We start from the raw sequence: 22,263 nt of genomic DNA, 5'->3' as shown, positions 1-22,263 counted from the left end.
CTATCCCTGACGCAGTAGTTGGAGCGGTGCCGCGCTGAGCAACTGGTCGTACAGCCGGCTGTACGGCTGGATCGACACGCGCCAATGGTAAGGCGAGGCCATCGCCCGGCAGCGCATGGCGCGAAACAGCTCGGGGTGGGCGTAGACGCGAAACGCCCGGTCGATGGCGCTGCGGTAGCTTTCGGCGCTGGAGTCCTCGAAGAGGAAGCCGGTGATGCCGTCTTCGATGCTGTCGGCCAGCCCGCCAGTATTACGGGCGATCGGCAGCGAGCCGAAACACTGGGCGTACATCTGGCTCAGGCCACAGGGTTCATAGCGCGAGGGCATCAGCAGAAAATCGCTGCCGGCAAACATGCGCCTGGCGTCGGTTTCGTTAAAGCCGATACGGGCTGCGATCTGCCCGGGAAAACGTGCCGCCAGCTCGCGCACCGCGGCTTCGACCTTGGCTTCGCCGCGTCCGATCAGGGCGATCTGGCCCCCCTGGTTAACAATGTGTTCCGCCACTTGCAGGGTCAGGTCCAGGCCCTTCTGATGCACCAAACGCGAGACCACGGCGAAGATCGGCCCGTTCGACGGGGCCAGACCGAAGGTCATGCGCACCTGCACCGCATTGGCCTGCTTGCCGGCCCAGTCATTGGCGGCAAAACCCTGGATCAGGTGGGGATCGGATTCCGGCGCCCAACTGTCGTCGATGCCGTTGAGAATACCGGTGAGGCAGCCTTGTTGTTGTTTGTCCCCCAGCAAGCCCTCCAGGCCGCAGCCAAAGGCCGGGGTGGTGATTTCCTGGGCGTAGGTGGCGCTGACCGTGGTGATATGGGTGGCGTACAGAATGCCCGCTTTGAGAAAGGACACCTTACCCGGCTCGTTTGACTCGAGACCGTTGACCGGCAGCCCCAGCTCAACCGAGCAGCGCGCATCGCACAGGCCCTGATAGGCCAGGTTGTGAATGGTGAAGATGCTCGGAGTCGGTTGGTCACGCCAGAACAGGTAGGCGGGGGTCAACGCCGTCTGCCAGTCATTGAGGTGCAACAACTGCGGTGTCCATTTGAGCCCGGCCCTGCCGGCGGCAAATTCAGCCGCCGCCAGGGACAGGCGGGCGAAGCGAATATGGTTGTCCGGCCAGTCCACGCCCTCGTCATCGCCGTAGGGCGTGCCTTCACGGTCGTAAAGCTCGGGGCAGAGCACCACGTAGATCACCAGACCATCGTCAGTGTCGATGCGGCCGATCTTGCAGGCGGGCAGGGCGGCATAGCCCTCGACCTCACCAACGACGCGAATGGCATTGCCACTTTCGAGCACTTGGCGATAACCGGGGATCAACACCCGTACGTCATGGCTGGCCTGCATGGCGCGGGGTATCGCGGCGGACACGTCGCCCAAGCCGCCCACCTTGACCAGGTCGGCAATCTCGGCCGTCACGAACAAGGCCTTTTGCCGCGTGTCGGTACGGGTAACGATTTTCACATGCGGGGCGACTTTTTCGGCCTCCCGGTAGCATGCAGTGATCCTCTTGGATAAGGCCGCATCTCCCATTACATTCTCCTGCGGGATGAATCATCCCTAAGTTGTTCCAGCACCCATCACACCAGCGTCATAGTTTTTAAGGGACGGCCAACGGACAATTTCTACGTTTTGCGTAGCTCTATAGCGGCGTGCCGTCCTAAAAAACTGACTTTTGCGATTCGTATTAGTTTCAGGTTTTTTATGGCGGAACATGGCTAGCTAGACTGCATCAGTTCGCATGCTGAATCGGCTATAACGAGATGTTTTAGTGATATTGCAAATTGCATGACAATAATGCGCTGCTCATGCATTTTGCATTGCCGAAAGCCAGTCGTTGAGCTGCGAGTCAGGCGCCATGGCCATTCCAGGCCGAGGATGATTGGCCTGCGCTTTGCAGAGCGTACCCTCGCTTTGAAAAAACGCAGCCTGTTACTGACTTTTTTGAAGACGCTTGGTGGGCGCTTTGAATAGGGGGAAGTGCCAGGTCAGGCGCAGTCTTCAAAATCATGCTGCGGCGTTTTATATATATGAATCGCACCCGGATTGCCCCTGGTAGTTACCAGCGGCCTAACTAATGTCTGCCTGGAACGATGTCGCCGCACAGGGGGCTGTAATTGCCGCCGTCCTCGTCTCTCTCCCCCCGAAAGTTCACTGCAGCCGTGCGGCTGCCTGCACCGGCTTGTGTCTGCGCTGCACGCTGTACGGCCGGGCGAGCGGTCCAAACGCGCCGCATTGGATCGAACCCAGCCGGTCGGCGACGGTCACACCCCCAAGCGAGGCTTACTGAATTCGGTCACCTTTCCCGAGGAAGCCACACCATGTCCCACGAGCACACCGAGGCACGGGCCCAACAAGTGACGGCCTTTCGCGCCGCCGTTCTCGACAAGTTGACCTATTCGGTCGGCAAAGACCCCGACCATGCGTTTGACCACGACTGGTTCGAGGCGATTGCCCTGGCGGCACGGGATCACCTGGTGGACCACTGGATGGACGCCACCCGCCACAGCTACCGCAAGGGGCAGAAGCGGGTTTATTACCTGTCCCTGGAATTTCTGATCGGCCGGTTGCTGATCGACAGCTTGAGCAACCTGGGTCTTCTCGAGGTCGCCCGCGAGGCGCTGAGCGACTTGGGCGTGGACTTGAATCGCATTCGCAGCCTGGAGCCCGATGCGGCGTTGGGCAACGGTGGTTTGGGCCGCCTTGCGGCCTGTTTTATGGAAAGCATGGCCACCCTGGGGGTGGTTGCCCATGGGTATGGTATCCGCTACGAACATGGCTTGTTTCGCCAGGCGATAGTCGACGGTTGGCAGCAGGAACACACCGAGACCTGGCTGGACTTCGGCAACCCCTGGGAGTTCGAGCGCCCCGAGGTCAGCTACCAGATTGGCTTCGGGGGTGGGGTGGTCGCCCAGAGCGACGCCAGTGGCGCGCTGATACAAGTCTGGAAGCCCACCGAGACCGTCCGTGCCATCGCCTATGACACGCCCATCGTCGGTTGGCGCGGCGCCGGGGTGAACACCCTGCGCCTGTGGCGGGCGCGGGCCGAGGAGGACTTGCACCTGGAGCGGTTCAATGCCGGTGACCATCTGGGCGCGGTGGCTGAAGTGGTGCGGGCGGAAAGTATTTCCCGGGTCCTGTACCCGGCCGACAGCACCGAAGCGGGCCAGGAACTGCGCCTGCGTCAGGAGTATTTTTTCGTTTCAGCCTCGCTGCAGGATTTGCTGCGTCGTCACCTCAATCAACGCGGTAACTTGCACTCATTGCCCGAATTCGCCGCCATTCAGCTGAACGACACCCATCCGTCGATCGCCGTGGCCGAGTTGATGCGCCTGTTGGTCGACGACCACGGCATGGCGTGGGACCAGGCCTGGGAGCTGACTGTCGCGACGCTGTCCTACACCAACCACACCCTGTTGCCCGAAGCCCTGGAGACCTGGGCCGTGGCGCTGATGGAGCGCCTGCTGCCACGGCATATGCAGATCATCTACCTGATCAATGCCCAGCATATAGACGCGCTGCGGGCCCAAGGCCTGCACGATTTCGACTTGCTGCGCTCGGTTTCGCTGATCCAGGAAGACAATGGTCGGCGGGTGCGCATGGGCAACCTGGCTTTTCTGGGATCGCACAGCGTCAATGGCGTTTCGGCGCTGCACACCGACCTGATGCGCGCCACGGTCTTCACCGACCTGCACCGCCTGTATCCGCAGCGGATCAACAACAAGACCAACGGCATCACCTTTCGCCGCTGGTTGCACCAGGCCAACCCACGCCTGACCGAGCTGCTGGTCGACACCCTGGGCGAGACGGTGCTGGATACCCCGCAAACCGCGCTGCGCGCCCTGGAGCCGTTCGCCGAAAAAAGCGCCTTTCGCAAGCGTTTTGCCGCCCAACGCCAGCACAGCAAGGCGGCCCTGGTGGCCCTGGTGCAGGAGCGCCTTGGCATCGCCCTGGACCCGCGGGCGCTGTTCGATGTCCAGGTCAAGCGCATCCACGAATACAAACGCCAGTTGCTCAACCTGTTGCATACGGTGGCGCTCTACCAGGCCATACGGGACGAGCCGGGTGTTGATTGGGTGCCGCGGGTCAAGATCTTTGCCGGAAAGGCTGCCGCCAGTTATCACCAGGCCAAGCTGATCATCAAGCTGGCGAATGACATCGCCCGCACCGTCAATGACGACCCGACGGTGCGCGGGTTGCTCAAGCTGGTGTTCATTCCCAATTACAACGTCAGCCTGGCGGAGGTGATCATTCCGGCCGCCGACCTGTCCGAGCAGATTTCCACCGCCGGCCTGGAAGCGTCCGGTACCAGCAACATGAAGTTCGGCCTCAATGGTGCGCTGACCATCGGTACCCTGGACGGTGCCAATGTCGAGATGTGCCAACAGGTGGGCGCTGACCATATGTTTATCTTCGGCATGACGGTCGAGCAGGTCGAGGCGCGCAAACGCAACGAAGAGTGGAATGTGACGCACTTGGTGGCCGCCAGCTCGCGCCTGTCCGAGGTGCTGCAGGCGATTCGGGGCGGTGTGTTCTCACCGGACGACCCGGGGCGTTATGTGGGGCTGGTGGATGGCCTGCTGGAACATGACCGTTTTATGGTCTGTGCCGACTTCGATGCCTATTGGACGGCGCAGCGGCGGGTCGACGCGCTGTGGCAGACGCCGGAGGCCTGGTGGCGTGCGGCGATTCTCAATACGGCGCGCATGGGCTGGTTTTCCTCCGACCGCACCATTGGTGAATATGCCCGTGAAATCTGGGGCGTCATGCAGTGATTATGGCGTTTTCCGGCTATCGCCTGGCCACACCTGCCCGCTGGACTACGCTTTGCCCTGACGTCGGTGGTAAACCAGGGGGCGAAGAAGGCGATGAGGTTATGCCGCAAGGGAGTCGCACTGCTGGTACTGCTGGTAGGTGGCCTGCTGACAAGGGGGTTGCTCGCAGCCGAACCGGCCAAGACGCTGCGTCTGGCCAGCCTCGAGTGGTTGCCCTACGTGGGCGCGCAACTGCCGGCCCAGGGCTTGTCGGCGAATACCGCGGGTCGTTTGTTCGAGCAGTTCGGGAAGACCCTGGCGGTCGACTATTTCCCCTGGAAGCGGGCAATGCAGATCGGCGGCAGCGACCCGGCCTACGCCGGCTATTTCCCGGCGTACTACACCGATGAACGCGCCCGCCAATGCTATTTTTCCCAGGCCATGGGGCACAGCACGGTCGGCCTGGCTTACCTGAAACAACAACCGCTGGTGTGGCACGACCTGGACGACTTGGCCGCGGTCAAGCTGGCGGTGGTATTGGGTTACTCCAACGGCGAAGCGTTCGACCAGCGGGTCGAGCAGGGGCAGATGAACATCGAGGCGTCGGTCAACGATCGGCTCAACCTGAAAAAACTGCTGGCCTCCCGGGTGCGTGCGGTGGTCATCGACAAGTCGGTGTTGCGTTACCTGTTGATCAGCGATCACGAGTTGAACCTGCAGCGCGAGTCCATCGAATTTCATCCCCAGCCCCTGGCCCTGCTTTCCCTGCACGTGTGTTTCCAACGCACCGCCGAAGGGCTGGAGCATCAACGTCGTTTTGACGCGGCGTTGACCCAGGCTGATCTGGACCGTTGGGAGAGCGAGTATTTCCAGGCCTGGGAAAGCTCATCCCCGGCGGCGGCCGGCCACCCCACGCCGCGACCCTAGGCCAGTGCCTCGCGGGCGTCCATGGAGCATGTAAATGGTCGAGGATAAAGCGCAACGCCAACCCCTGCAGGTGGGTTTGCGGGCGTCGATCGTGCTGGCGGTGGTGGTCGGCTTGACCATTCCGGCGTTGATCAGCAGCTTCCTGACCCTGGGCTATCGCGAACAGGCCCTGACCGAGCGCCTGGCGTCGGAGCAGCTGCGCCTGGTGGATATACTGGCGCTGGGCATGCAGGAACCGCTGTGGAACTTCAACGTGGTCAGCGGCCGGCCCTTGTTCGACTCGCTGCTGGGCGATGAACGTATTGTTGCGATCGAGGTGTTGGACGACGGTGGTCAGGACTTTCTGGTCAAGGAGTTTCCCGAGCGCCGCAAGGGCGCGCAGTTGAAGGTACAGCGCGCGGTGGTCTACAACGACAAGACCATCGGCAAGGTGCAGTTGGAAATCGACAGCGCCCTGCTGGACCATGAAATCGCCATCGGTCGGCGTAGCCTGGCCGCCACCGTGCTCGCCCAGCTGCTGCTGAGCCTGGTATTGATCGTGGCCCTGCTGCAAAGGCGCCTGTTGCAGCCGATCCGGCGCCTGACCCAGGAGTCAGAACGACTGGCCCAGCGCGATTTGTCGACGCCCTTTATCTGGCACCGGCGTGATGAGCTCGGTACCCTCGGCGGCAGCCTCGAACAGACCCGCCAGGCCCTGCAAACCCTGTTCAACCAGATCGAAACGAAAAACCTCGAGCTGCAAGCCGACATCCTGCGCCGTACGCACACTGAGCGGGAGCTGCAATTGCACCGCGACCACCTCGAGGAGCTGGTCAAGGAACGCACCGCCGAGCTGCTGGCGGCCAAGGAGCGCGCGGATGTGGCCAACCAGGCCAAAAGCACCTTTCTGGCCAGCATGACCCACGAGCTGCGCACGCCGCTCAACGCGGTGCTCGGTTATGCGCAAATCCTCAAGCGTGACAAGGGCCTGAGCGAGCGCCAGGCCCTGGGCCTGAATACCATTCAGCAAAGCGGCGAGCATCTGTTGATGTTGATCTCCGACCTGCTCGACCTGGCCAAGATCGAATCGGGCAAGTTCGAGTTGTCGCCCGAAGCGGTCAACCTGGCGGCATTTCTCACCGGCATCGGCAATATCATCCGGGTCAAGGCCGAGCAAAAGCACCTGCGTTTCAGCCTGCAGCTGGCCGACATGCTGCCGCGCACCGTCCTGCTGGACGAAAAACGGGTGCGACAGATCCTGCTCAACATTCTCGGCAATGCCGTGAAATTCACCGACCAGGGGCAGATCAGCCTCAGCGTCACGCTGACCGAGGCGACGCCGCCGCGGTTGCGTTTCGAGGTCCAGGACAGTGGTGTGGGCATGACCGGCGAGCAACTGGAAAAAATCTTCCAGCCCTTCGAACAGGTCGGTGAAGCCCACCGCAAGTTCGGCGGAACCGGCCTCGGCTTGTCGATCAGTCGGCAACTGGTACGCCTGATGGACAGCGACATCGAAGTGCACAGTCAGCACAGTGTTGGTAGCCTGTTCTGTTTCGAGTTGTGGGCACCCGCGGTGGACGGCGATATTGCCGCGCACGACGAACAGGCCATAGTGGTCGGCTACCTCGGACCGCGGCGGAGCATTCTGGTGGTGGACGATGTTCCGGCCAACCGTGAAATGCTCAAGGACCTGCTGGAGGACCTGGGGTTCGAGGTGCGTTTGGCCAGCGATGGCCTCGAGGGTCTCACCCTGGCGCAGCGCCAGCCACCGGACATGGTCCTGATGGACATCGTCATGCCGATCATGGACGGCCTCGAGGCGACCCGGCGCATCCGTGCCACCCCGGGCCTGCAGTCCGTGCCGATCATCGCCATCTCGGCCAGCGTGGCCCGCGAGGACCAGCACCAGAGCCTGCTCGCCGGTGCCGATGATTTCATGCTCAAACCCGTCGATCAAAACCTGTTGCTGCAGAAGATCGGCGTGCTGTTGGCACTGCAGCTGCGCTATGAGGCCCCGGCCGAGGTCGCGACTGTCGCCAGCGGCGCGGTCACCGCCCCCCCTCTGGCGCAGATGCGCGACCTCTACGAACTGGCCTTGGTGGGCAACATGCACGACATCCGTCGCCGGGCCGATGAGATCGAAGCGCTGGACAGCCACTACCAGGCGTTTGCCGAGCGGCTGCGGCAGTTGGCCAAGGACTACCAGTCCAAGGCGATACTTGAATGGGTGCGACAGCATATGGATCTGGGAGAGCGGCCATGAGTGCATTCCTGCTACCGGCCTTGCAGGGGCATACCGTGCTGATCGTTGACGATACGCCGGCCAATGTCGCGGTACTGGCCGACTACCTTGAGGAGCAGGGGCTGCGTGTGGTGGTCGCTCAGGACGGCGAGGAAGGTATCCAGCGTGCGTGCCGGGTGCAGCCGGACCTGATCCTGCTGGATGTGATGATGCCAGGAATCGATGGCTTCGAAACCTGTCGCCAATTGAAGCTGATCGATGCGGTCAAGGAGATCCCCATCATCTTTATGACCGCGTTGACCGACACCGAGAGCGTGGTCACCGGTTTTGCCGTGGGAGCGGTGGACTTTGTCACCAAGCCGATTCGGATCGAAGAGGTGCTCGCGCGCATCAGTACCCACCTGGCGCTGCGGGCCATGCACAAGCAATTGTCGAGCAAGAACCTGTTGCTGCAGCAGGAGATCGAGGAGCGCCTGCGTGGCGAGGAAGCGCTGCGTGAGGTGGGCGTGGAACAGCAGTCGCTGATTCAGAAATTGCAGAATGCCCACGAGCAGCTGTTGCAATCGGAGAAGATGGCTTCGGTGGGCCAGTTGGCGGCGGGCATCGCCCATGAAATCAACAATCCGGTCGGCTTCGTCAATTCCAATATGGGCACCCTGGAGCGTTATGTGCGCACGCTGCTGCAAGTCATCGAGGAGATGGAGGCAACGGTGCGGCGCTCGAGCGCCAGCGTGGAGCTGTTGCCGGAGTTGAACCAGATCAAGCAGCAGGCGGAAATCGACTTCCTCAAGGAGGATATCTTCGAGCTGTTGAGTGAGTCGAACGAGGGTTTGGTCCGGGTCAAGGATATCGTCCAGTCACTCAAGGACTTTTCCCATATGGGCGAGTCGACCTGGGTCGAGGCGGACCTGCACCATGGCCTGGAAACCACGCTTAACATCGCCAATAACGAGATCAAATACAAGGCCAAGGTGATTCGCCAATTCGGCCAGATCCCGCCGGTGAAATGCATCGCCTCCCAGCTCAACCAGGTGTTTATGAACCTGCTGATCAATGCGGCCCAGGCCATGGAGACCCCCGGCACCATCACCCTGCGCACCGGTTGCCAGGATCAGTGGGTCTGGATCGAGATCAGCGACGACGGCAGCGGCATCCCCAGCGAGACACTCAAGCGCATCTTCGAGCCTTTTTTCACCACCAAACCCATCGGCAGTGGCACCGGCCTGGGCCTGTCGCTGTCCTACGGCATCGTGAAAAAACACGGTGGGCGGATCGAGGTGACCAGTGAGTTGGGTAAGGGCACTTGTTTCACCGTCCATTTGCCGGTCAATCCCCAGGAAGCGGCCTAGGGCCTGTTGCGAATACCCGCTAGTCAGGCTGTCCGCGCAGCCCCAGGCGCTTGGCCAGGCGGTGCAGGTTGGCGCGGTCCAGCCCCAGTTCACGGGCGGTGGCCGCCCAGTTGTGACGGTGACGGTCCAGTGCTGCAGCGATCTGCAGGCGTTGAAACGCATCCACGGCCAGGCGCAGGTCGCCACTCGCCAGCGTCAGGGCGGGGCCCGGCGCGCTCGGGGCGCCGCCGGTCGCGGTTGGTAGGTCCAACTGGGTGGCGCAGATGCTCAGGATGCGCGGGTGCTCCGCTTGCGCGGCCAGGGCCTTCAATCCGGCGCGGCTGAGCAGGTGCTCGAGTTCGCGCACATTGCCTGGCCAGTCATGGGCAAGCAGGGCCGCCTGTGCCCGTGGTGTCAGGCGCAGGCCTCGCACGCGCAGCCGCGAGCGGTTTTGCTCGAGGAAAAACCCGGCCAGCAGCAATACGTCCCGGCTGCGCTCGCGCAGGGCCGGAACCCGCAAGGGGTAGACGCTCAGGCGGTGGTAGAGGTCAGCGCGGAAGCGGCCGCTGCGCACCTCGTCGGCCAGGTCGCGATTGCTGGCTGCCAATACCCGCACATCGACCCGATGCTCGCGGTCAGAGCCCAGGCGTTGCAGCTGGCCGCTTTGCAGCACCCGTAGCAGCTTGGCCTGCACGGCCAGCGGCAGCTCGCCCACCTCGTCTAGCAGCAGCGTGCCGCCATTGGCCAGCTCGAACTTGCCGCTGCGCTCGGCAATGGCGCCGGAAAACGCCCCGCGTACATGGCCGAACAGCTCGCTTTCCACCAGGGCTTCGGGCAGGGCGGCGCAATTGAGGCTGATCAGGGGTTGCGCGGCGCGTCGCGACGCCGCGTGAATCGCCTGGGCGACCAGCTCCTTGCCAACCCCGGTTTCGCCGCTGATCAGCACCGTGAGGTCACTGTCGGCGACCAGGGCAATTTCGCCGAGCAGGCGTTTATGCGCAGGGCTCTGGCCGATCAGTTCGCGCGGCGCGGTCAGCGCCTGGCGGTAGTGCTCCGCCAGGCGGTGCTCCTGGTCGGCCTGCCGACGCAAGCGCTGCAGGCGTTCGGTGGCCTTGACCGTGGCGGCGGCGAGGCGGGCGAAGGTTTCCAGGTTGTCCAGGTCGGCCTGGGCGAACTGCGCCGGGTTGAGGGCGTCGAGGGTCAACAGGCCCCAGGGCAGACCGTCGATAAACAAGGGGCAACCCAGGCAGTCGTGCACCTCCAGGTGCCCCTGAAGACCGTCCACCAAGCCGTCGTAGGGGTCGGGCAGGCCGCAATCGGCGGCAAACCGGGTCGGGCCCCGGTGCGCCAGCAGGGCCGCGAACCGTGGGTGCTGGTCCAGCTCGAAACGCCGCCCGAGGGTATCCGTACTCAAGCCGTCCACTGCCAACGGCACCAGTGTCTGACCCTCCAGCCGCAGCAAGGCCGCGGCATCACAGGCCACAAGCCCTCGCAGCTGTCGCAGCAGGCGTCGGTAGCCTTCGTCTTCGGGCAGTTCACGGGACAGGTCGTCCACCAGCGGTAGCAATGCGGCGAGCAGGGTGGAAGTGGTCATTTAGACATGCCGTTGTCGCCATGACACCTATTGTCCGCTGTCATAATGACTCCTAATAAAAAATGCTATTGATTTTAAAGGGGAAATATCCTGGCACGAGTCTTGGATTGAGTACAGCGCTTAGGACTGTACCACCTGAGCCCACGCCCGCCCGCTTTGCGTGCCGGTCGGCGCTCCCCCCAAAAATCCCCGTTGGAGAATGCCTCATGTTGTCTGCCCATCAGCGTCACCTCGTGCAGTCCACCGTCCCGCTGCTGGAAGCCGGCGGTGAACAGCTGATCACGCATTTTTATGGTTTGTTGCTGGCCGAGCATCCCGAAGTGCGGGTGTTGTTCAACCAGACCCACCAGGTCAGCGGCGACCAGCCACGGGCCCTGGCCAACGGCGTGCTGATGTATGCCCGGCATATCGACCGACTGGACGCCCTGGGTCCGCTGGTCGGGCAGATCGTAGCCAAGCACGTGTCGCTGCAGATCCTGCCGGAGCACTACCCCCTGGTCGGCGGGTGTTTGTTGCGGGCGATCCGCGAGGTGCTCGGCGAGACAGTGGCCGACGCGGCAATGCTCGAGGCCTGGGCCGCCGCCTACCAGCAACTGGCCGACCTGCTGATCGGCGCCGAGGAACAGCAGTACGCGGCCAACGCCGCCGTGCCGGGCGGCTGGCGCGGGGCGCGGTGGTTCAAGGTGGCGCGCAAGGTGCGCGAAAGCGAGGAAATCTGCTCGTTCTACCTGCAGCCCGAGGATGGGCAGGCAGTGCCGGGCTATCTCCCGGGCCAGTACATCGGTCTGAAGCTGAACCTGGACGGCGAGGAGGTTCGACGCAACTACTCGTTGTCGACGGCCCCCAATGGCCGGGAATACCGCATCAGCGTAAAACGCGAACCCTCGGGGCGCGCCTCGGCGCACCTGCATGACCGGGTACGGGAGGGCGATCGCCTGGAGCTGTTTCCCGCGGCAGGCGCCTTTGTGCTGCGCGACAGCGGCAAGCCGCTGGTGCTGATCAGTGCCGGGGTCGGGATCACCCCGACCCTGAGCATGCTGGAGGCGGCTTTACCCTCGGGGCGCCCGATTCACTTTATCCACTGCGCGCGTCACGGTGGCGTGCATGCCTTTGGCCCGACGGTCCAGGCCCTGGCCGATCAGCACCCGCAATTGCGCCAGTACGTCTGCTACAGCGAGCCGCGTACCGGGGATGCGCCGGACGCCAGCGGGTTTCTGAGCCGCGCGCTGCTGGCCGACTGGTTGCCCGAAGACCCGGACCTGGAGGCCTATTTCCTGGGCCCCAAAGCCTTTATGGTCCAGGTCAAGCAGCACCTGGCGGCGCTGTCGGTACCGCAGCAGCAGAGCCACTACGAATTCTTCGGTCCGGCCTCGGCACTGGAGGGCTGATCGGTCAACGTGGGGGACAGCAGCGCAGCAGCAGGGCGTACTGCAGGTCGAACTTCCCGGCACCGGCAGGTAGCGCCCATGGCCATCGCCCGGTGCGCTCTGCACCAACTGACCACCGGGGGTTTCCAGGTGCTGCCCCCACAGTTCCAGCTTGCCTCCCGGGCCATCGATTCCAGGTGGTCGCCGACGGCAAAAGTGGTTCTTGACCCGCACTTCGACCAAGCCCCCGCGGCGTTCGCCGGTCAGCTTACCGACGGACTGTCGGCGTTCGGACTGCGAATACCCGGGTTGAGTGTTCTGGTATTCGTCATGCGCATGGCGGCGGTGCAGGAAACCTTCGGTGTAGCGCTGGACCAGGGGTGGCAGGTCATCCATCAGGCTCCGTTCGAAAGATTGCAGGCAGCCGGCGGGCACCGGCAGTTCGGGACCGGGCAAGGTGATAGGCAGGGGCGAAATGGCCGCCGGTCTAGGGAGGCCGGCCCACAGGGGCGTTGATCCGGGTCTATGGCGCGCCGCCCGCTAAGTCGCGGATCCGCGTTGACCGGCCCGCTGCGCCGGGGTTAGAGTCATGCTTCTCACCCAAGGTCATCGGCACCCCATGCCAGCTCTCGTTTTGCGTCAGGCACTCGAATCCAAACGTTGCAAGAAGGACAAACCTTCTCGCGACCTGGTTGCGCCTGGCTGACCCCATAGGTGTTCAACAACCCGGTCGCGATCCCCGCCACCGGGTTTTTTATTGCCCGAATTCAGGAGCTTTCCGATGTTTTATGGCGTTTATACCGCACTGATTACGCCCTTCCGCGAGGGTCGGCTGGATGAGGCGGCGCTGCGCAGGTTGGTGGCCTGGCAGATCGAACAGGGGGTGCAGGGGCTGGTGGCCCTCGGCACCACCGGCGAGGCGCCGACCGTTTCGGCCGACGAATACCAGCGGATACTGCGCTTGGTCTGTGAGGAGGCCGCGGGAAGGGTGCCGGTGATCGCGGGGGCTACGGCCAATGACCCGCGAGAGGCCATTCGTTATGCCCGCGATGCCGAGGATGCCGGCGCCGACGGCCTGTTGGCGGCGGCCGGCTATTACAATCGCCCCTCCCAGGAAGGGCTGTACCGGCACTTCGAGGCCTTGCACGAGGCGGTGCAACTGCCGCTGCTGATTTACAACATTCCGCCGCGCACCATAGTCGAGGTAACGCCCGAGACCATGGCACGCCTGGCGCTGTTGCCACGTGTGGTCGGGGTCAAGGATGCCAGTGGCGATCTCGGACGAATCAGTCTGGAGCGGCAGCGGATTGGTAAAGCCTTCAGCTATTTCACCGGCGACGACCTGACCGCGCTGGCCTATAACGCGGCGGGTGGTGGCGGCTGCATCTCGGTGACCGCCAATGTGGCCCCGGCCCTGTGCGTGCAGCTGCAGGACGCCTGCCGTCGGCACGACTACGCCTTGGCCCTGCGCCTGCACGAGCAATTGGTGCCGCTGCATGTGGCGCTGTTCGCTGAGCCCAACCCGGCCGGGATCAAGTACGCGGCGTCGCTGCTGGGGCTGTGCGACGACGGCTGTCGCCTGCCCATGGTACCGCTGGCGGAGGCTTCGCAACGGTCGATACGCCAAGCGATGCTCGAGCTGCACCTGCTGTCCTGAGGCGCAGGGCGAGGGCTGGCGCCGACGTCCCGAGGGCGGTTGGTTGACCCTGTTGGCGCCGCGTGTTGTTCGCCATGACTGGACGCGCACCCGGGCTGAGCTAGGGTGAACGGAGGTGAGACGGAACGCGGCGACAGGGATGCAGTATGGAGAATTATCTTGTGTTGCCCTTCTGGTTGGCCGGGCAGCACCTCGCAGTGGCGCTGGAATCGGTCGTCAGGGTACTGCCGGCATTGCTCAGCACGCCCTTGCCCGGCGCGCCAGCGAGCATACGGGGTTTGGTCAATGTACAGGGGCGGATTCTGCCGGTTATCGACCTGGCGCTGCGCTTCAATTGGCCGTCCCCCCCTTTACTGCTGTGGCAGCCCTTTATCTGGTTAAGAACCTCTCAGCGTGACCTCTTGCTGCCAGTCGAGCGGGTCGAGTCGGCCGTCATTTGCGTGGCCGAGAATTTTTCACCGGCCGGGCAACCCCAGGTACCCTCCACCTTGCTCAAAGGCGTGCTGCGCACTGCCGGCGGGCTGTTGCTGATTCAGGATGTCGAGCAGTTGTTGTCGACCGACGACGAGCTGGACCTTGACCAGGCGTTGCTGCGTATGGCGGGTGGCAGCGATGACCCGGCTTGAACCGCCGTGCTCGGCACGGGTTCGCGACGTGCTGGTGCACAAGGTGCACCAGCACCTGGGCACGGACTTTTCAGGAGCGCGTTGCACCGACCTGTTGCGGCGGCTGCAGTTGCTGGCGCTCGAGCAGGAGGTCAGCGCCATCGGCGCATGGCTGGAGGCCTTGGCCTTCGCCGAGTGGGATGAGCGCCTGGTGCAGGAGCTGACACCGGCGTTCAGCGTCGGCGAAACCTATTTCCGCCGTGATGCTGAAGCCTTCGACTGGCTTAGCCAGCATTACCTTCAACCCTTGATCGCCCGTCGCCGCGAGGCCGGCCAACGCTACCTGCGCCTCTGGAGCGCCGCCTGCTGCACGGGCGAGGAAGCTTACAGCCTGCTGTTCCTGTTGGATGAATTGCTGGGCGGCGAGGGGCCTGCCTGGACGATCGAGTTGATCGCCAGTGACATCAACCCGCAGTTTCTGGCGCGGGCGGCGCAGGGTTGTTATGGCCAGAATGCCTTTCGCCGCAACGACGAGGGCTTTCGCAGCCGTTATTTCCAGGCCCAGGACCGGGGCTGGCAGGTGCGCCCCGAGTGGCTCGGGCGAATTCGTTTTATCCCGTACAACCTGGCCAATGGTCCGTTGCCCAACCCGGGTTTGCGTCTGGCCGAGGTCGATCTGATCCTCTGTCGCAATGTCCTGATGTATTTTTCCGCCGAACGCTCGGCGCATGCGCTGCAGCGCCTGCTTGGCTGCCTGACGGGCGAGGGATTGTTGTTGCTCAGCGCGGTTGAGGCGGGCCTGGCCACCCAGGCCGGACTTTGCGGATTCTGGGCCGGTAGCAACTACGCCTTGAAGGCCGATGCCCGGCGGCGGACACGGTCGCCAACAGCGCTCGACGGGCCCCCGCTGCCGGCGGCGCCCAGGCGGGTTCGGCGCGACGCCCTGCCGCCTGCCCTTCGCGCCGCGCCGCAGGCGACGGCCGTGCTGGCGCCCCAGGTCTTGCCCGCGGCCTGCGCTGCCCAGGAGCGGCATTGGCAATTGGCGCAACAGGCGGGTGCACAAGGGCAGCCGCTGCGCATGCGACAAAGCCTGCTGGACTACCTCGCGTGTCCGGGCCTGAGCCAGCACCAGCGGCACCTGGCCAGCCTGGAGATGGCCCGCAGTTGGGCCGACCAACAGCAAGGCGACGAAGCCCAGGATTGGCTGCAGCGCGCCCTGGTGCTGGAGAACACTTCGGCCACCGCCTATTGGTTGATGGCGCTGCTGGCGCAGCAAACGCGGGACAGTGCGGCCGCCCTGTTGGCGCTGCAGAAGGCCCTCTACCTGGATCCGGATCTGATCATGGGGCATTTCCTGCAGGCCCAGCTGTTGCGCGAGGCCGGGCGGCTGCCGGCCAGTCACAAGGCGCTCCTGCTGTGTTGCCGGCTGCTGGACAAACAGGCGCCCGAGGCGCTGTTGCCCCTGGGTGACGGGTTGAGCGGCGGGCAGTTGCAACGTTTGTGCGAACAACAGCTGGAGGGTCTAGCCGCATGTCGGAGCCTATAGATACGGCGCAGCGTTGGGCACAGATGCGCGACCAGTTGGACGCCTTCGAGCAACGTATCGCCGCGGGTTTTACGCCGGACCCGCAGGTCCGCGACGCACGCCTGCGGGCCCGTACCCTGGATTGGGCCACACCGCTGCCGATCGAGCAGCCGGATGCCTGGGTGGAGGTGTTGAGCGTCGAGATCGGTGCCGAGACCTATGCCATCGAAACCGAACATGTGGCCGAAGTATTACCGCTCTCGCAGTTCACACCGTTGCCCAACACTCCGCCTTTTGTACTTGGCATCGTCAACGTCAGGGGCCGCATCGTCTCGGTCGTGGACCTGCGGGTGCTGTTCGAGCTGCCGATCAACGGCCTGTCGGACAAGAATTTCCTGGTGATCCTGCAGAGCGCGGACATGGAGTTTGGGCTGTTGATCGACCGGGTGCTGGGCATAGTCCCGCTGGCCCGCGCCTCATTGCAAAGTGGCCTGGCCAACCTGGTCGGGGTGCGGGCGGAATACCTGCTGGGGGTCACGCCACAGCAATGGACGGTGTTGGATGGGGCGCGCCTGTTGGCGGATCCCCAGCTGCGGGTCGAGGCCAGGCCATAAACCACAAGGAGAACGGCATGTTGGGTACCGTCATGAACCTGCGGATCGGTAGCAAGTTGATCCTGGCCTTCGGGGTCCTGATCCTCGGCTTCGGCAGCCTGCTGTTTGTCACCCTGGAACGATTTGTCAGCCTGCAGCAGAGTGAGGAGCGGCTGTTCCAACGCAGCTACGAGCGAATTTCCGCGGTAAAGGAACTGCGCCTGAACCTGCTGGCCCAGCGTGCCGAACTGCAGGCGGCCATCGATGGAACCGGGACCGCCGACCAGACCCGCCTGGAGGCCGAAATCCAGCGCCTGAGCAGTGCCAACGACCAACTGTTGCAGCGTTTGCGCCAGGGCACCCGCGATGACGACGAAGCCCGTGCCCTGCTCGAGGAGCTGCAAAGCGTGCGCGCCTCGGTGAGACAGACACGGACCGATGAGGTGTTGCCGCTGATCCGTAACGGTCAGCGTGAGCAGGCCCAGGCGCTCAACCAGGGGCTACAGCGTGAGCGCCTGGACAAGATTAACGCCTTGGGTCTGCAACTGGTCGAGCTGACCGACCGGCACGTCGCCCAGGCCCTCGACGAGTCGCGTTTGGCCTTGGAGGCCCTGCGTGAACAGATCTTCAGCCTGAGCCTGGCCCTGGTGATCGGCGGTGCCGCGCTGGCGTGGTTGCTGAGTCGGCATATCGCCTTGCCGTTGGCGCGCCTGACCGGTTGGGCCGAGCAGATCGGCCGTGGCGAAATACCGCGGGAAATCAGCAGCGATGCCCGTCAGGACGAGGTCGGCCGACTGGGACAGGCCTTCGTGCGCATGAGCCAGTACCTGCGCGAACTGGTCCAGGAACTGAACGAGGGGATCGCCGTGCTGGCCTCGTCCAGCGAGGAAATCCTCGCGGCCACCACCCAGGTCGCCTCCAGCACCCAGGAGACCGCCACGGCCATCAGCGAAATCGCCACCACGGTGGAGGAGGTCAAGCAGACCGCGATTCTCGCCGGCAACAAGTCGCAATCGGTGGCCGAGAGCACCGAGCGCACCCGTCAGGTCGCCTATGGCGGACGCCAGTCGGTGGAAGAGGCGCTCAAGGGCATGAGCCTGATTCGTGAGCAGATGCAGGCGGTGGCGGAAAGCATCATGCGCCTGGGTGAACAGAGTCAGACCATCGGCGAGATTGTCGCCTCGGTCAGCGACCTGGCCGAGCAGTCGAACCTGCTCGGGGTCAACGCGTCCATCGAGGCGGTCAAGGCCGGCGAGGTGGGCAAGGGCTTTTCGGTGGTGGCCCAGGAGGTCAAGGCGCTGGCGGACCAGTCCAAGCAGGCGACGGCCCAGGTGCGCGGCATTCTGGCGGAAATCCAGAAAGCCATGACCCGCGCGGTGCTGCTGGCCGAGCAGGGCAGCAAGTCGGTGGAAAGCGGCTACGAGCGGGCCCAGGTCAGCGGCGAGGCGATCCGTACCCTGGGCGAAAGCATCGAGGAGTCCAGCGAGGTGGCGCTGCAGATTGCCGCCACCAGCCAGCAGCAGATGATCGGCATGGATCAGATCGCCATTGCCATGGAGAGCATCCGCCAGGCCAGCCAGGACAATGTCGGCGGCACCCGCCAGGTCGACCTGGCGGCCCGCAACCTGCACCAGCTGGGCATGAAACTCAAGGGCTTGGCCAGCCAGTTCAAACTTTAGGCGCGGCAGTGGGAGACACGGATGATAGCTACCCTCGCAAACCTGAGGATCGGCAGCAAACTGCTGCTGATCTTCCTGCTCTTGATGGTCGGTTTTGCGCTTATGTTCTACCTGACCCTGGAGAGTTTCGCCGGGCTGCAGCAACGCGAAGCCCTGGAATTCACCCGCAGCTACCAGCGGGTCTCCGATGTAAAGGAGCTGCGCATCAATATCATGAATCAGCGCATCATCCTGCTGTTGGCCATGCAAGCGGAAACCCCGCCCGCCGAGCGGAGCGACGTGGTAGCGGAAATACAGGCCTTTTCCGCCAACAATACCCGGCTGCTGGCGCACCTGCGCGACGCCCTGGAGGGGGATGGCGAGGGTCGCGCGGTGTTCGAGTCCCTGGAGGAACTGCGCGGTGCCTACGTACAGACCCGTGATAACGAGACCCTGCCCTTGCTGCAGAAGGGCGACCTGGCGGCCGCTCGCGAGCTGGCCCTGGGCATCCAGGCGCAGCGCATGCAGCAGATCCACCGGCTGGGCCAGCAGTTGGCCGAGCTGACGGAACGGCGGGTCCAGGAAACCCTGGCGCACACCCAGGCGGCGTTGCACGCACAGCGCCAGCAGATCCTCTGGCGTGGCGCGCTGCTGGTGCTGTTAGGCGGTGTATTGGCGAGCTTGCTCAGTCGCCATATCGCCCAGCCCCTGGCGCAACTGACCGGTTGGGCGGAGCGCATCAGTGGCGGTGAGATTCCGCGGGAACTGCTCGGCGGTGCGCGCCAGGACGAGGTCGGTCGCCTGAGCCAGGCGTTCGACCGCATGGGCCAGTATTTGCTGAACCTGACGACCAAGGCGGAGAACCTGGCCGCGGGCCAGTTGGACACCAGGGTCCAGCTGGCCTCGGAAGGCGATGTGCTGGGCCGGGCGTTCGCCACCATGGTAGGCAACCTGCGGGGCGTGGTGCTGGAACTGAACGAGGGTATCGCCGTGCTGGCCTCGTCCAGCGAGGAAATCCTTGCGGCCACCACCCAGGTTGCCTCCAGCACCCAGGAGACCGCCACGGCCATCAGTGAAATCGCCACCACGGTGGAGGAGGTCAAGCAGACCGCGATTCTCGCCGGCAACAAGTCGCAGTTGGTGGCCGAGAGCACCGAGCGCACCCGCCAGGTCGCCTATGGCGGACGCCAGTCAGTGGAAGAGGCGCTCAAGGGCATGAGCCTGATCCGCGAGCAGATGCAGGCGGTGGCGGAAAGCATCATGCGCCTGGGTGAACAGAGCCAGACCATCGGTGAGATCGTCGCCTCGGTCAGCGACCTGGCCGAGCAGTCGAACCTGCTCGGGGTCAACGCGTCCATCGAGGCGGTCAAGGCTGGCGAGGTAGGCAAGGGGTTTTCGGTGGTGGCCCAGGAGGTCAAGGCGCTGGCGGACCAGTCGAAGCAGGCCACTGCCCAGGTGCGCGGCATCCTCGGGGAAATCCAGAAGGCCATGACCCGGGCGGTGTTGCTGGCCGAGCAGGGCAGCAAGTCGGTGGAAAGTGGCTACGCGCGGGCCCAGGTCAGTGGCGAGGCGATCCGCACCCTGGGCGACAGCATCGAGGAGTCCAGCGAGATGGCACTGCAGATCGCCGCCACCAGCCAGCAACAGATGATCGGCATGGACCAGATCGCCAGTGCCATGGAGAGCATCCGCCAGGCCAGCCAGGACAATGTCGGCGGCACCCGCCAGGTCGACCTGGCAGCCCGCAACCTGCATCAGTTGGGCTCGAAACTCCAGGGCTTGGCCGGGCAGTTCAAATTGTGAGGCGGTCATGAGCCTGGATCGCGAAGCACTGCGGCAACGCTTGCTGGCCAGTTTCCAGGTCGAGGCCCAGGAACGCCTGGCGGTATTGGCCGACGGGCTGGCCGGCTGGCGCGAGTCCACGGCGAGCGACGATTCCATCGAGTCGCTGTTTCGCGAGGTACACAGCCTCAAGGGCGCGTCACGAGCGGCCGGGCACACGGCCATCGAGCAGCTCTGCCATGCCTGGGAAAGCCTGTTGGGGGCCGTGCGTCACGGACAGCTGGAGCTGTCCAGCGAACGGGTCGAGCTCTGCCGTCATGTGTTGCGCGCGGTGCAACGCTTGCACGAGGGCCAGCCCACGGACGACTTCGAGCACCATCGGCTGATCGAAAACCTGGAAGCGGCGGCGCTCGGTGACGCGTTCAGCCTGCCCCAGGCCAGCGTCGGCCCGCCGGGCGCGATCAATGTCGTCAGCGGCCCCAGCGACCCGAGCACCGTGCGGGTCTCGACCCAGCGCCTGGATGCGTTGTTGTTCCAGAGCGAGACGCTGCTGCAGCATCGGCTCGAGGCCCAGGCCCATGCCCGCCACCTGCGGGCCCACGCCCTGGCATTCGAGCCGCAGCGGCACAAGCAACTGCTGGCCAGCGGTGCGCTCAAGCAGTTGCGCGACGGGCTCGAGCAATTGCCGCCGGAGGGGCGCGATGGGCTGAAGAACCTGCTCGACTACCTGGACTGGAGCCTGTCCCTGCACGACCGGCAACACTTCGAAGCGCTGCGCCTGGCCAAGGCGGCGACCCATCTGGCGCAGGGCCTGACGCAATTGAGCGACGGCCTGTTCGCCGAGTTGCAGGCGGTGTTGCTGCTGCCTGCCAGCAGCCTGGTGGAGGGCCTGCCGGCCATGCTCCAGGACCTGGCCGCCGACGCGGGCAAACGGGTCGAATTGAGCGTGCGCGGCGAAGCACTGCAGATCGACAAGCGCATCCTCGACGAGTTGCGTCCGGTGCTGGTCCATCTGCTGCGCAATGTCATCGACCATGGCCTGGAGTCGCCGTCGCAACGGCAAGCCGCAGGCAAGGCCGCGGTGGGTCAGTTGCAGTTGGAGATGCTGCAGGAGTCCGCCGACCGGTTCGAGTTGCGGGTACGCGACGATGGACGCGGCATCGATACCGAACAGTTGAAGGCGCGTGCGCTGAGCGCCGGGCTGTTGTCCGTCGAGCAGGTCGCAGCCCTCGGTACTGCCGAAGCGCTGCGCCTGATCTTCACCTCCGGGCTTTCCACCAGCGCCATGCTCACCGACCTGTCCGGCCGCGGCTTGGGCATGGCCATTGTGCAAGAGGTGGTCGAGCGCCTGGGCGGACGTATCGAGCTGGAGTCCGAACCGGGACAGGGCTGCTGTTTTCACCTGCACCTGCCGCTAAGCCTGTCGACGTTCCGCGCGGTCATCGTGCGCAATGCCGAACGGGTGTTCGCCATCCCGGCCCTGGCGGTCGAACGCTGCCTGCGGTTGCCGCTGGCGGCGGTGAAGAACCTGGAGAACCGTCCCTCGGTGGTGTTCGAGGAGGCGCTGTTGCCGCTCTGGAGCCTGTCCGAGGTGCTCGGGCTTGGCGACTCCGAACGGCCTGGCAAGGCGCTGTTGCTGTTGGTGTTCAAGGTCCGCGGCGAGCGCTTCGGCCTGTCGATCGACGAGTTGCTGGGCGATCAGGAAATCACCGTCAAACCGCTCGGCCGCCAGTTGTTGCGGGTGCGTAACCTGTTGGGAGCGACCGTGCTGGGCGATGGTCAGCTGGTGCCGATCCTGCATCCGGTCGACCTCTACCGCAGCGCGCTGGAAACCCAGAGCGTCAGCCTCGGCCGCCAGGAGCAGGTGCGTGATACCCGGGTGGTTCGGCGCCTGTTGATCGCCGAGGACTCCTTCACGTCCCGGGGCCTGCTCAAGGCGATACTCGAGGGCGCGGGTTACCGGGTGACCACCGCCAATGACGGTCTGGAAGCCTGGAATACCCTGAAACAGGGGCGTTTCGACCTGCTGGTCAGCGATGTGGAAATGCCCCGGATGGACGGCTTCAGCCTGACCGGCCGGATCCGTGCCGACCGCGAGTTGAGCGGGTTGCCGGTGATCCTGGTGACGGCCCTGCACCAGGCCGAAGACCGCGCCCGGGGACTGGAGGCCGGGGCCAATGCCTACCTGGTCAAGAGCGGTTTCGACCAGGAAAACCTGCTGGACGCCATCCAGCGTCTGCTATGAATCGGGA

General features: G+C 64.3%; 15 protein-coding genes. 13 read left to right on the top strand and 2 right to left on the bottom strand.

The features are described 5' to 3' along the window. Complete coding sequence (gene glgA, locus ABWY06_RS06600) at nt 1–1,533, bottom strand: glycogen synthase GlgA (RefSeq protein WP_502948158.1); 1,533 nt, start codon at nt 1,531–1,533, stop codon at nt 1–3. A gap of 788 nt (nt 1,534–2,321) precedes the next feature. Between glgA and ABWY06_RS06595 the strand changes: the two genes are divergently transcribed. From ABWY06_RS06595 to ABWY06_RS06580, 4 genes are all read left to right on the top strand, one after another. Continuing rightward, nucleotides 2,322–4,775 carry a glycogen/starch/alpha-glucan phosphorylase gene (locus ABWY06_RS06595; RefSeq protein ID WP_353924763.1) on the top strand — a complete coding sequence of 818 codons (2,454 nt, stop codon included), beginning with the start codon at nt 2,322–2,324 and terminating at the stop codon, nt 4,773–4,775. A 93-nt stretch (nt 4,776–4,868) separates the two neighbouring features. Further along, complete coding sequence (locus ABWY06_RS06590; RefSeq protein ID WP_353924762.1) at nt 4,869–5,681, top strand: substrate-binding periplasmic protein; 813 nt, start codon at nt 4,869–4,871, stop codon at nt 5,679–5,681. A 34-nt stretch (nt 5,682–5,715) separates the two neighbouring features. Next, nucleotides 5,716–7,923: a response regulator gene (locus ABWY06_RS06585; protein WP_353924761.1), complete on the top strand. Its 2,208-nt coding sequence runs from the start codon at nt 5,716–5,718 to the stop codon at nt 7,921–7,923. Beyond that, the gene (locus tag ABWY06_RS06580) at nt 7,920–9,251 is read left to right on the top strand and encodes a response regulator (protein ID WP_353924760.1); all 1,332 of its coding nucleotides are present in this window, start codon (nt 7,920–7,922) and stop codon (nt 9,249–9,251) included. Before ABWY06_RS06585 ends, ABWY06_RS06580 begins: the two co-directional genes overlap by 4 nt. Nucleotides 9,252–9,270: 19 nt before the next feature. Here ABWY06_RS06580 and norR read toward each other — a convergent pair whose 3' ends face one another. Then, entirely contained in the window at nt 9,271–10,824 is a 1,554-nt protein-coding gene (norR, locus tag ABWY06_RS06575; RefSeq protein ID WP_353924759.1) for a nitric oxide reductase transcriptional regulator NorR, read from the bottom strand. Between the two features lie 206 nt (nt 10,825–11,030). Here norR and hmpA point away from each other — a divergent pair, with 206 nt between their 5' ends. The 9 genes from hmpA to ABWY06_RS06530 all read left to right on the top strand — a co-directional run bounded on the left by hmpA (nt 11,031) and on the right by ABWY06_RS06530 (nt 22,256). Further along, entirely contained in the window at nt 11,031–12,212 is a 1,182-nt protein-coding gene (hmpA, locus tag ABWY06_RS06570; protein ID WP_353924758.1) for an NO-inducible flavohemoprotein, read from the top strand. A gap of 78 nt (nt 12,213–12,290) precedes the next feature. After that, nucleotides 12,291–12,707 (top strand): hypothetical protein, encoded by a 417-nt coding sequence (locus ABWY06_RS06565; RefSeq protein ID WP_353924757.1) that lies wholly within the window; start codon nt 12,291–12,293, stop codon nt 12,705–12,707. A 265-nt stretch (nt 12,708–12,972) separates the two neighbouring features. Further along, nucleotides 12,973–13,848, top strand: a complete 876-nt coding sequence (gene dapA / locus ABWY06_RS06560) for a 4-hydroxy-tetrahydrodipicolinate synthase (protein ID WP_353924756.1) — start codon at nt 12,973–12,975, stop codon at nt 13,846–13,848. A gap of 146 nt (nt 13,849–13,994) precedes the next feature. After that, nucleotides 13,995–14,474: a chemotaxis protein CheW gene (locus ABWY06_RS06555; protein WP_353924755.1), complete on the top strand. Its 480-nt coding sequence runs from the start codon at nt 13,995–13,997 to the stop codon at nt 14,472–14,474. Next, on the top strand, nt 14,461–15,999 hold the full coding sequence (locus tag ABWY06_RS06550; RefSeq protein WP_353924754.1) for a CheR family methyltransferase: 1,539 nt from the start codon (nt 14,461–14,463) through the stop codon (nt 15,997–15,999). The genes ABWY06_RS06555 and ABWY06_RS06550 overlap by 14 nt, the downstream gene beginning before the upstream one ends. Beyond that, a complete protein-coding gene (locus ABWY06_RS06545; RefSeq protein ID WP_353924753.1) occupies nt 15,984–16,592 on the top strand; it encodes a chemotaxis protein CheW in 609 nt (202 codons plus the stop codon). Before ABWY06_RS06550 ends, ABWY06_RS06545 begins: the two co-directional genes overlap by 16 nt. 17 nt (nt 16,593–16,609) lie before the next feature. After that, a complete protein-coding gene (locus tag ABWY06_RS06540) occupies nt 16,610–18,250 on the top strand; it encodes a methyl-accepting chemotaxis protein (protein WP_353924752.1) in 1,641 nt (546 codons plus the stop codon). 21 nt (nt 18,251–18,271) lie between these two features. After that, nucleotides 18,272–20,032: a methyl-accepting chemotaxis protein gene (locus ABWY06_RS06535; RefSeq protein ID WP_353924751.1), complete on the top strand. Its 1,761-nt coding sequence runs from the start codon at nt 18,272–18,274 to the stop codon at nt 20,030–20,032. Between the two features lie 7 nt (nt 20,033–20,039). Then, on the top strand, nt 20,040–22,256 hold the full coding sequence (locus ABWY06_RS06530) for a hybrid sensor histidine kinase/response regulator (protein WP_353924750.1): 2,217 nt from the start codon (nt 20,040–20,042) through the stop codon (nt 22,254–22,256). The last annotated feature ends 7 nt before the right edge of the window (nt 22,257–22,263 follow it).

The sequence above is a fragment of the Pseudomonas sp. genome (genome assembly GCF_040514055.1).
Classification (GTDB): domain Bacteria; phylum Pseudomonadota; class Gammaproteobacteria; order Pseudomonadales; family Pseudomonadaceae; genus Aquipseudomonas.
The sequence above is the reverse complement of the archived record's forward strand: the minus strand, read 5'-3'. Positions and strand labels throughout refer to the sequence as shown.

Excerpts from the sequence above, each read along its gene's own strand:
- glgA (WP_502948158.1), bottom strand. The coding sequence starts at position 1,533 with ATGGGAGATGCGGCCTTATCCAAGAGGATCACTGCATGCTACCGGGAG.
- ABWY06_RS06595 (WP_353924763.1), top strand. The coding sequence starts at position 2,322 with ATGTCCCACGAGCACACCGAGGCACGGGCCCAACAAGTGACGGCCTTT.
- ABWY06_RS06590 (WP_353924762.1), top strand. The coding sequence starts at position 4,869 with ATGAGGTTATGCCGCAAGGGAGTCGCACTGCTGGTACTGCTGGTAGGT.
- ABWY06_RS06585 (WP_353924761.1), top strand. The coding sequence starts at position 5,716 with ATGGTCGAGGATAAAGCGCAACGCCAACCCCTGCAGGTGGGTTTGCGG.
- ABWY06_RS06580 (WP_353924760.1), top strand. The coding sequence starts at position 7,920 with ATGAGTGCATTCCTGCTACCGGCCTTGCAGGGGCATACCGTGCTGATC.
- norR (WP_353924759.1), bottom strand. The coding sequence starts at position 10,824 with ATGACCACTTCCACCCTGCTCGCCGCATTGCTACCGCTGGTGGACGAC.
- hmpA (WP_353924758.1), top strand. The coding sequence starts at position 11,031 with ATGTTGTCTGCCCATCAGCGTCACCTCGTGCAGTCCACCGTCCCGCTG.
- ABWY06_RS06565 (WP_353924757.1), top strand. The coding sequence starts at position 12,291 with ATGGCCATCGCCCGGTGCGCTCTGCACCAACTGACCACCGGGGGTTTC.
- dapA (WP_353924756.1), top strand. The coding sequence starts at position 12,973 with ATGTTTTATGGCGTTTATACCGCACTGATTACGCCCTTCCGCGAGGGT.
- ABWY06_RS06555 (WP_353924755.1), top strand. The coding sequence starts at position 13,995 with ATGGAGAATTATCTTGTGTTGCCCTTCTGGTTGGCCGGGCAGCACCTC.
- ABWY06_RS06550 (WP_353924754.1), top strand. The coding sequence starts at position 14,461 with ATGACCCGGCTTGAACCGCCGTGCTCGGCACGGGTTCGCGACGTGCTG.
- ABWY06_RS06545 (WP_353924753.1), top strand. The coding sequence starts at position 15,984 with ATGTCGGAGCCTATAGATACGGCGCAGCGTTGGGCACAGATGCGCGAC.
- ABWY06_RS06540 (WP_353924752.1), top strand. The coding sequence starts at position 16,610 with ATGTTGGGTACCGTCATGAACCTGCGGATCGGTAGCAAGTTGATCCTG.
- ABWY06_RS06535 (WP_353924751.1), top strand. The coding sequence starts at position 18,272 with ATGATAGCTACCCTCGCAAACCTGAGGATCGGCAGCAAACTGCTGCTG.
- ABWY06_RS06530 (WP_353924750.1), top strand. The coding sequence starts at position 20,040 with ATGAGCCTGGATCGCGAAGCACTGCGGCAACGCTTGCTGGCCAGTTTC.